General features: G+C 68.8%; 13 protein-coding genes. 11 read left to right on the plus strand and 2 right to left on the minus strand.

The features are described 5' to 3' along the window. The first annotated feature begins 25 nt into the window (after positions 1–25). From hisC to FXO23_RS47740, 3 genes are all read left to right on the plus strand, one after another. Positions 26–1,090 (plus strand): histidinol-phosphate transaminase, encoded by a 1,065-nt coding sequence (hisC, locus tag FXO23_RS47730; protein WP_158895349.1) that lies wholly within the window; start codon positions 26–28, stop codon positions 1,088–1,090. A gap of 222 nt (positions 1,091–1,312) precedes the next feature. After that, a complete protein-coding gene (locus FXO23_RS47735; RefSeq protein WP_158895351.1) occupies positions 1,313–2,197 on the plus strand; it encodes a helix-turn-helix domain-containing protein in 885 nt (294 codons plus the stop codon). Beyond that, positions 2,178–2,369: a DUF397 domain-containing protein gene (locus FXO23_RS47740; protein ID WP_158895353.1), complete on the plus strand. Its 192-nt coding sequence runs from the start codon at positions 2,178–2,180 to the stop codon at positions 2,367–2,369. Before FXO23_RS47735 ends, FXO23_RS47740 begins: the two co-directional genes overlap by 20 nt. Here FXO23_RS47740 and FXO23_RS47745 read toward each other — a convergent pair. Continuing rightward, complete coding sequence (locus tag FXO23_RS47745; protein WP_158895355.1) at positions 2,344–3,108, minus strand: sulfite exporter TauE/SafE family protein; 765 nt, start codon at positions 3,106–3,108, stop codon at positions 2,344–2,346. The two genes, FXO23_RS47740 and FXO23_RS47745, sit on opposite strands and share 26 nt — an antisense overlap. 152 nt (positions 3,109–3,260) lie before the next feature. Here FXO23_RS47745 and FXO23_RS47750 point away from each other — a divergent pair, with 152 nt between their 5' ends. From FXO23_RS47750 to FXO23_RS47765, 4 genes are read left to right on the plus strand one after another with little or no spacing between them, the layout of a single operon-like run. Beyond that, entirely contained in the window at positions 3,261–4,358 is a 1,098-nt protein-coding gene (locus tag FXO23_RS47750; protein WP_158895357.1) for an Rv2629 family ribosome hibernation factor, read from the plus strand. Positions 4,359–4,369: 11 nt separating this feature from the next. Continuing rightward, a complete protein-coding gene (locus tag FXO23_RS47755; RefSeq protein WP_158895359.1) occupies positions 4,370–4,702 on the plus strand; it encodes a plasmid stabilization protein in 333 nt (110 codons plus the stop codon). 59 nt (positions 4,703–4,761) lie between these two features. Then, positions 4,762–5,196 carry an ATP-binding protein gene (locus FXO23_RS47760; protein WP_158895361.1) on the plus strand — a complete coding sequence of 145 codons (435 nt, stop codon included), beginning with the start codon at positions 4,762–4,764 and terminating at the stop codon, positions 5,194–5,196. Further along, a complete protein-coding gene (locus FXO23_RS47765) occupies positions 5,193–5,999 on the plus strand; it encodes a SigB/SigF/SigG family RNA polymerase sigma factor (RefSeq protein WP_158895363.1) in 807 nt (268 codons plus the stop codon). The genes FXO23_RS47760 and FXO23_RS47765 overlap by 4 nt, the downstream gene beginning before the upstream one ends. Before the next feature lie 58 nt (positions 6,000–6,057). On the opposite strand, the gene FXO23_RS47770 is transcribed toward FXO23_RS47765, so the two are convergent. Then, positions 6,058–7,164 (minus strand): serine hydrolase domain-containing protein, encoded by a 1,107-nt coding sequence (locus tag FXO23_RS47770; protein ID WP_158895365.1) that lies wholly within the window; start codon positions 7,162–7,164, stop codon positions 6,058–6,060. Positions 7,165–7,319: 155 nt separating this feature from the next. Here FXO23_RS47770 and FXO23_RS47775 point away from each other — a divergent pair, with 155 nt between their 5' ends. The 4 genes from FXO23_RS47775 to ku all read left to right on the plus strand — a co-directional run bounded on the left by FXO23_RS47775 (position 7,320) and on the right by ku (position 11,213). Further along, the gene (locus FXO23_RS47775; protein WP_158895367.1) at positions 7,320–8,138 is read left to right on the plus strand and encodes a class I SAM-dependent methyltransferase; all 819 of its coding nucleotides are present in this window, start codon (positions 7,320–7,322) and stop codon (positions 8,136–8,138) included. A 263-nt stretch (positions 8,139–8,401) separates the two neighbouring features. Then, positions 8,402–9,319: a non-homologous end-joining DNA ligase gene (ligD, locus tag FXO23_RS47780; protein WP_158895373.1), complete on the plus strand. Its 918-nt coding sequence runs from the start codon at positions 8,402–8,404 to the stop codon at positions 9,317–9,319. Then, positions 9,316–10,209, plus strand: coding sequence for a non-homologous end-joining DNA ligase (gene ligD / locus FXO23_RS47785; protein ID WP_246258545.1), 894 nt, complete (start codon positions 9,316–9,318; stop codon positions 10,207–10,209). The genes ligD (FXO23_RS47780) and ligD (FXO23_RS47785) overlap by 4 nt, the downstream gene beginning before the upstream one ends. An 8-nt stretch (positions 10,210–10,217) precedes the next feature. Next, the gene (gene ku, locus FXO23_RS47790; protein WP_158895369.1) at positions 10,218–11,213 is read left to right on the plus strand and encodes a non-homologous end joining protein Ku; all 996 of its coding nucleotides are present in this window, start codon (positions 10,218–10,220) and stop codon (positions 11,211–11,213) included. Positions 11,214–11,341 lie beyond the last annotated feature (128 nt).

The raw sequence follows: 11,341 nt of genomic DNA on the forward strand, positions 1-11,341 counted from the left end.
CCTTCGATCAAGAGGAGCATGCAGGATGCCCCCTGAGTCCGGCGTTTCGACCCGAGCCGACCTCAACGCGCTGCCGAACTACGTACCCGGTAGGTCGGTCCCCGGCGCGATCAAGCTCGCCAGCAACGAGGTCCCCGGCGGGCCGCTGCCCAGCGTCGCCGCGGCGATCGCGGACGCCGCGGCCGCGATCAACCGGTACCCCGACATGGGGGCGTGGGCCCTGGTCGACCGGATCGCGCGCGAGGTGGGCATGCCCGCCGACCAGGTGTCGGTCGGCTGCGGCTCGGTGTCGGTGTGCCAGCAGCTCGTCCAGGCCCTGTGCGGACCGGGCGACGAGGTGGTCTTCGCGTGGCGGTCGTTCGAGGCGTACCCGATCGTCACCCAGGTGGCGGGCGCGGTGCCGGTGACCGTGCCGCTGGACTCCGGGCACCGCCACGACCTGGACGCCATGCTCGAGGCGATCACGCCGAAGACCCGGCTGGTGTTCGTGTGCAACCCGAACAACCCGACCGGCACCGCGGTGCGGGCCGACGAATTGCGGGAGTTCCTGGACCGTGTGCCCGCGAACGTGCTGGTCGCCCTGGACGAGGCGTACCGCGAGTTCGTCACCGATCCGGAGGTGCCGGACGGGTTGACGCTCTACCTCGGCCGGTCGAACGTGGCCGTGCTGCGGACGTTCTCGAAGGCGTACGGCCTCGCCGGGCTCCGGGTGGGCTACGCGGTCGCGCCCGAACACGTGACCGCGGCGCTGCGCAAGGTGTTCGTGCCGTTCAGCGTCAACGCGATCGCCCAGGTCGCGGCGATCGCTTCGCTGGACGCCAAGGACGAGTTGCTCGCCCGCTGCGCCGAGATCACCGCCGAACGGACCCGGGTCCGCGACGGGCTGCTGGCGGCCGGGTACGAGGTGCCCGAGACGCAGGCCAACTTCGTGTGGCTGCCGCTCGGCGAGCGCACCACGGAATTCGCCGAGCACGCTTTGTCGCGGAAGATCGTGGTGCGCCCGTTCGCGGGTGACGGAGCCCGGGTGACTATCGGGACGGCCGAGGAGAACGACCTCTTCCTCGAAGCGGCAAGGACTTTCACCCGCTGAGCCGTGCGCACACGGCCCGAAAGTGCGCGCACTTTCGGCGAGGCGTGAAACTCGCTTGCCTGAGTGTGTAGTTCGCGTGCCTGAGTGTGTAGTTCGGCTACCGGAACGGGGAACTCGCGGCGCGGGCCGGGCTGTTTAGCGGGTCGGAACGGCCACATCCGTTGTGGTGATCCGGCCGCGTCGTGGGGTCATCCCGCCGACCAGCGGATTTAGGTTGGCGGGATGGGCATCCATGACGACGCGACGGTGCGCGCCCGCGAACTCGGCAACGCGCTGCGCGAGATACGCGAAGCGGCAGACCTGACCCTGCGCGGTCTGGCGGCGATCCTGCACTGGTCGCCGAGCAAGCTTTCCATGCTGGAAACCGGAAAACGCTGCGCGAGCGAAGTCGACGTGGCGATGATCCTGGCCAGCTGCGGTGTGTTCGGCGGCGACCTGAAGAGGTTGATGGCCTTGGCGCGCCAGACCGACGACAGCTATCGGTTGCGGCCGCACAACCAATGGCTCCCGGCGGAGCTGCGTTCGCTGATCGTGCACGAGAGCACGGCCACCTCGATCACCAGCTTCGATCCGCTTGTACTTCCTGGATTACTGCAAACCGAGGCTTACGCTCGCGCGATCTTCCATTGGATCGGGCTCCTTCCCGAAGAAGACCTCAATCTGCGGGTGGAAGCCCGGCTGGCGCGGCAAAGCTTGCTTCGCCGACCCAACCCTCCGGAGTGCACCTTCTTCATTCACGAAAACGCGCTGCGCACGATGATTGGTGGACCCGAGATCATGGACGAGCAGATTCTGCATCTGCTCGCACTCAGCTCGAAGCCGCACTGCGCGATTCGTGTGGTGCCGCGCTCAGCTGGCCCGTTCGGCGCACTCGGTGGCTCGTTCCGCGTGATGCGCTATGCGGACGCCCCACCGGTGGTCTACGCGGACACACTGGCCGCCGGAGTGTTCTTCGAAGAGCGATGGGATGTCACCGCATACAACGGGCTCATGGGAAGGGTCGGCAAAGGTGGCCTGGATGGTGGACAATCGCGAGAGTGGCTTGCCACGCTGGCGAATCACTACCACCGAGCGAGGAGCCAACCGGATGACCCGCGAGCACCGTGACACAGCGTGGCGCAAGAGCAGCTACAGCAGTGGCCTCAACAGCGAATGTGTAGAGGTGGCCTTCGCTCCGAAAGCCGTGGCTGTGCGGGATTCGAAGAACCCCGCCGCCGGAACGTTGACTTTCGGGCGGGCTCAGTGGCGGGCGTTCACTTCAGCAGCAGTTGGACGATAGCGGCGAGGCCGACGACCACGATCACGCCGCGTAGCACGGTGGGCGGGAGCCGTCGGCCGATCTTCGCGCCGAGTTGCCCGCCGATCGTCGAGCCGACCGCGAGCAGGCCCACGACCGGCCAGCTCACCGGGGCCACGAACGCGTAGATCGTCCCGGCGACCACGTTCACCACCGCCGACAGCAGGTTCTTCACCGCGTTCAGCCGCTGGATCGACTCGTTGAGCAGCATGCCCATGAACGCCATCAGCATCACGCCCTGGGCGGCGGTGAAGTAACCGCCGTAAATGCCGACCAGGAAGATCAGGAACAGCAGCAGCGGGCCGCCGTGCGCGGGCGTGTGGCCGTTGCCCTCGCGGCGGCGGGTCACCCAGGCGGCGATCTTCGGCTGCACGATCACCAGCACCACGGCCAGCCCGACCAGCACCGGCACGACCGCCTCGAACGCGTCCTTGGGCAGCGAGAGCAGCAGGATCGTGCCGCCGATCGCGCCCAGGAAGGACGCGACGGCGTACCGGGACACCCGGCTCCACTGCCCCTTCAGCTCGTGGCGGTAGCCGATCGTCCCGCTGATCGTCCCGGGCGCCAGGCCGATCGCGTTCGACGTGGTCGCGGTCACCGGCGAGTACCCCAGCGCGACCAGCACCGGGAAGGTCACCAGGGTGCCCGATCCCACCACCGTGTTGATCGTGCCCGCCCAGATCCCGGCGACCAGGATGATCAGCGCGTGCCACCAAGTCATCGTGCGTTCACAGGGCGCACCCTAGGCAAGATTCGTTACCCCTGCTAAGCGAATGTGGCTAGTCAGACACCACCGGGGGTCGTGGACGTTTCGGTTGCCCGAGGTCGGGGTACCTAGTCCGGCAGCACGAGGCGAGGAGGGAGGAACCATCCTTGAACACCACGACACTGCGCGAGCTGACCTCGGCCGACGGGCCGTTCGCCTCGGTCTACTTCGAGGACTCGCACGACACCGCGGACGCGGCGAAGCAGCTCGAGCTGAAGTGGCGTGAACTGCGCGAGGCCCTCGCCGGTCAAGGTGCCCCGGAGTCCACACTGGACGCCCTCGAGGACGCCGTCCACACCGGCGAGCACCCGGTGGGCCGGGGCGGCCGCGGGCTGCTGACCGCCGGGACCGAGGTGGTCCTGGACGAACACTTCCCGGAACCGCCCGCGGCGCCGGTCGCCCGGTTCTCCGCGTATCCCTACCTGCTGCCGCTGGCCGAGTACGCCGAGGCGGGACCGGTCCACGTGGTCGCCGTGGTGGACCAGGTCGGCGCCGACCTGAGCGCGTACGACGCCTACCGGCAACCGCTCGAGGTGTACACCGTCGAGGGGCACGACCACCCGGTGCACAAGGTGCGCGGGGGCGGTTCGGCGCACCGGGACATCCAGTCGCACACCGAGGAGACCGTGCGGCACAACGTGGAGGCGGTGGCCGAGGAGATCACCGACCTCGCCCAGCGCGTCGGCGCCGAAATCGTGGTGCTGGCCGGGGAGGTGCAGGCGCGCCGCGCGGTGCACAACGGGATGCCGGAACAAACCCGCCGCATCACCACCGAAATCGCCACCGGCGCCCGCTCGGAAGGCTCCTCGCACGAGGAGCTGGACCGCGAGGTCGGCGCCCTGCTCGACGCCGCCAAACGGGAACACCGCCAGGACGTCCTGGAACGGTTCGACGCGGAACTGGGCCGGGACACCGGCCTCGCCGTGCAAGGGCTGGAGGCGGTGACCACCGCGCTGCGCGAAGGGAACGTGCGTGTGCTGCTGACCGCCGACCCCGGGGACGCCATGATCTGCACCGGCACCGGCACCAGCCGCATCGCGGTGGCGCGCGCGGAACTCGAGGCACTGGGTGAGACCGAAGTATGCGAATGCCGGGCCGACGAAGCGATTCCGGCGGCGGCCGTCGCGGTCGGCGCGAGCCTGGTGCACGTCGGCGAAGAACGCACCCTCACCGAGGGTTTCGGAGCCCTGCTCCGGCACGGATGAAGGAGGTAGCCATGCCCCAGCAAGCATGGAACGCGAAACGAGAACGCCAGTACGAACACATCAAGTCGGGCCAGAAGAAGCGCGGCGCCAGCGAGGGCAGGGCGGAGGAGATCGCGGCCCGCACGGTGAACAAGAACCGGGCGCGCTCCGGCGAATCCAACCGGGCGAGCAAGACGTCGATCAAGGACAAGTCGCCGCAGCAGCGCGGCGGCGAGCGTTCGGGCAACCGCAGGGGGCCCGGTGGACCGACCAAAGAACAGCTGTACAACGATGCCAAGCGCCGCAACATCAAGGGCCGGTCCACGATGACCAAGAAGGAGCTGCAGAAGGCGCTCGGCCGCTGAACCCGGCGAGCGGGGGGCTCGCGAGGCATCATGGTCAGGCAGGCAAGACGGAAGGCGAAATGACCGTGACCGAGTGGGATCCTCCACCCTCGAACGACATCGGCCCACAGAACGACATCGAGCTGCGATTGGGTGCGGACCTGGTGCACCTGCCGGTCATCCGGTCGATGGCCGCCAGCATCGCCACCCGCGCGGACTACGACCTGGACGCCATCGCCGATCTGCGGCTGGCGGTGGACGAGGCGTGCTCCACGCTGATCACGATGGCCGCCCCGGGTTCGATCATGCTGTGCCGGTTCACGACCACCGGTGACGAGCTGCGGTTCAGCGGCACCGCCGTGTCCGCCCAGGCCACGGCGCCGAGCACCGGCACGTTCGGCTGGCGGGTGCTGACCACGCTGACCGACACGGCCGACACCTGGATCACGCCGAACGACCAGGGGCACCTGCTGCACATCGAACTGTGCAAGCGGAGGCAGGCGGTCGACGCGTGACTGGAGCCGAGTCTTCGGAGCGGAAGAACGCGACCTCGGCGAACGAATACGAACACCTGGCGCCCCTGTTCGAGGAGCTGGCCTCCCTCGAACCGGACGATCCGCGCCACGGCGAGGTGCGCGACGAACTGGTCACCGGGCACCTGCCGCTCGCCGAGCACATCGCGCAGCGGTTCTCCGGCCGCGGGGTGGCCAAGGAGGACCTGGTCCAGGTCGCGCGGGTCGGCCTGATCAACGCGGTCGACCGGTTCGACGCGAGCCGCGGCTCCGATTTCCTGTCCTTCGCGGTGCCCACGGTGATGGGCGAGGTGCGGCGGCATTTCCGGGACACCGGCTGGCTGATCCGGGTGCCGCGGCGGCTCAAGGAACTGCACCTGTCCATCGCGAGCGCCAGCACGGAACTGTCCCAGCGGTACGGGCGCGCGCCGACGCCGAGCGAGCTGGCCCGGCATCTCGGGATCAGCAAGGACGAGGTGTACGAGGGCCTGGAAGCCGGCAACGCGTACCACTCGATGTCGCTGGACGAGGTGCTGTCCGCCGATTCGGACAGCCTGGCGCTCGGCGACACGCTCGGCGAGGAGGACTCCGGGCTCGCGGGCGTGGAGAACCACGAGGCCCTGCAGCCGCTGATCAAGGAACTCCCCGAGCGCGAGCGCCGGATCCTGGCCCTGCGGTTCGTGCACAACCTGACCCAGACCCAGATCGCCGAGCGCATCGGGGTCTCCCAGATGCACGTATCCCGGCTGCTCGCCCGTACCCTCGAGCAGCTGCGCGAAGGCCTGGCCGAGCAGCCGCCCGGCTAGATCGTGCGCCTACCGGCAGCGGCTCCACCAGGGCGCCGCCGCCGGTAGGCGCGGGGAACTACTTGTCGCAGAGCGCCGAGTCGAGCACGGAGACCAGCTTCGGGGATTCGATCTGCGCGTTGGTCACCAGCGAGGCGTGGCGGCCGTCGCCGGTCACCACGGTCATCGAGACGTACCCCGGGGTCGAGCCGCTGTGCCCCCAGGCCGAGCCGCCGCAGGAGAGGTCGACCCTGGACAGGCCGAGGCCGTAACCGGCGCCCTGGCCGACCGGGAAGGTCTTCTGCATCTCGGCGAGGGCGGCCGGTGACACGACCTTGCCGCCGAGCAGCGCGTGATCGAACGCGGCCAGGTCCTGCTGGGTGGAGATCATCGCCCCCGAGCTGCTGTACAGGGACGGTTCCACCCCCGTGGTGACGTCGAACCAGTAGAAGACCGGGCCGATCCGCCCGCCGTTGTACCCGCGCACGGCCGGGTTCGGCACCGACCGGTCGCCCGCCGCGGGGAAGGTGGTCTGGGTCAGCCCGAGCGGCTGGATGATCCGGGTGGTGATCGCCTGGGCGACCGGCGTGCCGGTGTACTTCTCGATGAGCATGCCCAGGATCTCGTAGTTGGTGTTGGAGTAGTGCCACTCGGCGCCCGGCGCGGACACCGGCGGCAGGCTGAGCCCGTCGCGCACCACCGCGTCCAGGCTGTAGGTGCCGTCCGGGTTGGCCTTCGGCTTCGGGGTGCGGTTGGTCGGGATGCCGCTGGTGTGCTGCAGGAGCTGCCGGACGGAGATCTTGGTGCCGTCGTAGCCGTTGCCGGTGACCACGCCGGGCAGGTACTGCTCGATCGGCGCGTCGAGGGCGACCTTGCCCTCGTCGACCAGTTGCAGCACCACGGCGGCGGCGAAGGTCTTGGTCTGGCTGGCGATGCGGAAGTGCTCGGTCGGCTGGATGGGCTTCTTGGCGGTGGTGTTCCCGGTACCGGCGGTCAGCTGCCAGGAGCCGGCGCTGTCGCCGCCGTAGACCGCCGCGCCCGGACCGCTTTCCGCCTGGTACGCGTTCAGCACCGCCTGGGTTTTGGCGTGGTCGCCCTGCGCCTGCGCCGAGACCGGTAGCGCCAGCGCGATCGCCGCGCCGAGTACGGCCGCCAGCCCCCGCCGGCCGATGTTCTTGGTCACCATTTCTCCTCACCGAAGTTGCGTGGGAACGATGAGCGCAGGGTGGCCGGGGTCGATGAAATCGCGATGAAACGGGGATTTTCGCGGACAAGATCCCGTTGCGGGTGTACGCTTTTCACAAAGTTGTGAAACTTGTGAGAATCGGGAAGGTTGGGCGCATGGCAACGGGGAAGGTGCACTTCACCGAGGAGCAGTCGACGAATCTGGCCACCCTGTACGGCCGGGCGCTGGACAACCGACTGCCCCGCCCGATCCTCGGCGACCCGACCGCCGAGGAAACGGTCCGGAAGATCGACTACGACTTCGGCAAGTTCAAGATGAAACCCGATATGGCGCTCTCGGTCGCCATGCGCGCGAAGGTCATCGACGAACGCGTCCGCGCGTTCCTGCGCGAGCACCCGGACGCGACCGTGCTGCACCTCGGCTGCGGGATGGACAGCCGGGTCTACCGGATCGACCCTCCGCGGACCTTGCGCTGGTACGACGTGGACTATCCGGACGTCATCGACCTGCGCAAACAGGTTTACCCGGAACGCGAGGGCTACCAGCAGATCGGCTCCTCGGTCACCGAACTGGACTGGCTCGAGCGGGTCCCCGCGGACGGCCCGGCGCTGGTCGTCGCCGAGGGGCTCACCATGTACCTGGACCCCGAGGGCGGCCGGGCGCTGCTGCGCGCGCTCGCCGCGCGCTTCCCGAGCGGGGAGATGGTGTTCGACGTCTTCGGCTCGCTCGGGATCAAGTTGCAGAAGCTCAACCCGGTGGTCCGCCGGGCCAAGGCCACGCTGTCCTGGGGCATCGACGACGCGCACGAGTTGGAACGGCTCGGGCTGACCCTGGTCGAGGAGCTGGACGCCAGCTACTTCGCGGCCGAGGAAACGGTGTCGCTGATGTCCCCGGCGATGCGGCTGCAGCTGAAACTCGCGCTGATGATCCCCCTCTTCCGGAACATGGGGAGGATCCTGCGCTACCGGTTTTGATCATCCGGGGCTCGGGTACTCGGGCGCATGACCAGGAAGGATGCGCTTGCCGAGGACCGCGCGAAGCGGCACGCTGGGCGGACACCGGAGCCAGCCGGCTCCGGGCGGTCCCGGCGGAAGGGGCGCGCGGTGGGGTCACCCCGGTTCGCGGTGCGGCGCGTCGTGAGCGTTTGGACCGGTTCCAACCGGCCAAAACACTCACGACCCCGGCCAGCGGGCAACGAGGACTTCGCGTGACGCGCGGGCCGGGCTGGCACGACCCGATGCTCGCCACCCTCACCGAGGACCGGTTCTCCAGCGCGGACTGGATCTACGAACGCAAGCTCGACGGCGTCCGCGCGATCTGCGCGCGCGACGGCGACGAGCTGAACATGTGGTCCCGCAACCGGAAACCGCTCGAGGCGACCTATCCCGAGATCGCCGAAGCCCTGCGGGAGCAGGACGGCCCCCGGTTCGTGGTGGACGGCGAGATCGTCGCGTTCGACGGCGCGCAGACCAGTTTCGCGAAACTGCAACCGCGCTTCGGGCTCACCGATCCCGAGCGGATCGCGGCCACCGGGGTCGAAGTCTTCGTCTACCTGTTCGACCTGTTGTGGTACGACGGCCACGACGTCACGGGTTTGCCGCTGCGGCAACGCAAACAGCTGCTGCGCGAGGCGTTCGACTTCGTCGATCCGCTGCGGCTGTCCGAACATCGCGACACCGAGGGCGAGCGGTTCTACGCGGAGGCTTGTTCGCGGGGCTGGGAGGGCGTGATCGCGAAGCGCGCGGACTCGCCCTACCGCGGCGGGCGGACGCAGGACTGGCTGAAGTTCAAATGCGTCAAGGATCAGGAGTTCGTGGTCGGCGGTTTCACCGATCCGCAGGGCACGCGCACCGGTTTCGGCGCGCTGCTGCTCGGCTACCACGAGGACGGGAAGTTCCGCTACGCCGGGAAGGTCGGCACCGGCTACGACCAGGCGACGCTGCGGAAACTGCGGGCCCGGCTGGGCGAGCTGGAACGGGGCGCGTCGCCGTTCGACGAACCGGTGCGGGAGAAGGGCAGCCACTGGGTCGCCCCGGAACTCGTGGTGCAGGTGGGTTTCTCGGAGTGGACCGGGGACGGGAAGCTGCGCCATCCGCGGTTCACCGGGGTGCGGGAGGACAAGCGGGCCGCCGACGTGGTGCGGGAGCGGGCATGAACCCAGACGAGATCAAGACATCCCGGCCGGACAAGCTCTTCTACCCCGACGACGGCGTCACCAAGGGCGACGTCGTCGAGCACTACCGGCGGGTGGCCGACGTGATGGTGCCGCACCTGCGCGGTCGCCCGCTGACGCTGCGCCGGTACCCGGACGGCATCACCGGCGAGAACTGGTTCCAGAAGGAGGCGTCGGACTACTTCCCGGACTGGATCCGGGTGGAGAAGGTCCCGGCCCGCAGCGACGGCAGCGGGAGCGTGCACTACGTGGTCTGCGACGACGCCGCGACCCTGGTGTACCTGGCCAACCAGGCCACGATCGAGTTCCACATCTGGACCTCCACAGTGGACGCACTGGACCGGCCCGATCTGATGGTGATCGACATCGATCCCCCGGACGGCACCGAGGTCGCCCAGCTGCGCGAGGTCGCCCGCAGCACCCGGCTGCTGTACGAGCACATCGGCCTGACCGCGTACGTGCAGGCCACCGGCGGGCGCGGGTTCCACGTGGTCGCGCCGCTGGACGCCACCGCGGACTACGAGACCGTGCGCGGCCTGGCCGCGGACGCCGCGCGCGTGCTCGCCCGGCACGCGCCGGACCAGCTCACCACACAGGTGCGCAAGGACAAGCGCGGCAACCGGATCTTCCTCGACGTCAACCGGAACGGGTTCGCACAGACGTTCGTCTCGCCGTATTCGCTCCGGTCCCGGCCGGGCGCTCCGCTGGCCACGCCCCTGGACTGGAAGGAGCTCGGCCGGGCCGAACCGAACGGCTGGGACCCCGATCGAGCACGTCAGCGACTTGCGCGCAAGGCCGACCCGTGGCGCACTATGCAGAAGAACGCGGCATCCGCGGCGCGGGCGCGCGAGCGGCTGGCCGAGCTGACCTAGGAGGGGCTGTGCCGAGACCGATCTGGAACGGAGCCGTCAATTTCGGCCTGGTGACCGTGCCGGTCGAGCTGTACAGCGCCACCGAGGACCACACGATCCACTTCCGGCAGTTCGAACGCGGCACCTCCGACCGGATCCGGTACCGCCGCGTCAACGAGCGGACCGGGAAGGAGGTCGACTACGGCGACATCGTCAAGGGCTACGAGCTCGAAGACGGCGGATACGTGATCATCGAACCGGAGGAGCTGGAGAAGATCGCGCCGGGGCGGTCCCGGACGATCGACATCGAGGCGTTCGTCGAGGTGAACGAGATCGATCCGATCTACTTCCAGAAGACGTACTGGCTCTCCCCGGCGAAGGAGGAGTTCCACCGGGCATACGGGCTGCTGGTCCAGGCGATGGCGGACACCGGCAAGGCCGGGATCGCCACGTTCGTGATGCGCGGCAAGGAGTACGTGGCCGCGGTGCGCGCGGATGCCGACAAGGGCGTGCTGATCCTGGACACCCTGCTGTTCGCCGACGAGATCCGGGATCCGGTCAAGGAGCTGCGCAAGCTCCCCGCGCCGACCACCGCGCGCGGCAAGGAGCTGGACATGGCGGTGAGCCTGATCGACTCGATGACCGAGGAGTGGCGGCCGGAGGACTACCGGGACACCTACACCGAGCGGGTGCTCAAACTGATCGACGACAAGAAGGCCGGGCGGACGGTCACCCCGGAGGAGGCGCCCGCGGAGCCGACCAAGGTCGTCGACCTGTTCGACGCGCTGTCGCGCAGCATCCAGAGCCGCAAGAGCGGCGGCGGGGAGAAGCCGGGCAAGGCCGCCAAGGGCGCCAAGGCGAAGGCCGAACCCGCCGAGGATCTCGCCGAGCTGAGCAAGGCCGACCTGGACAAACTCGCCCGCGAGCTGGACGTCAAGGGCCGGTCCAAGATGACCCGCGCGGAACTGGAGAAGGCCGTCGCCGCCGCCCGCAAACCCACCCGCACCCGCAAGAAGGCCAGCTAGCACTCGCTGGTTGCCTTGTGCACGTGCGGTCACCGGGTGCTGGGGGTCGTGAGCGTTTGGACCGGTTCTAACCCAATGCTGGGTAGTTAGGGCGTGGGGTGTGGTGTCAAGAGCTGGATTGTGTAGGT

Source organism: Amycolatopsis anabasis (genome assembly GCF_009765355.1).
In the GTDB taxonomy this organism is placed as follows: domain Bacteria; phylum Actinomycetota; class Actinomycetes; order Mycobacteriales; family Pseudonocardiaceae; genus Amycolatopsis; species Amycolatopsis anabasis.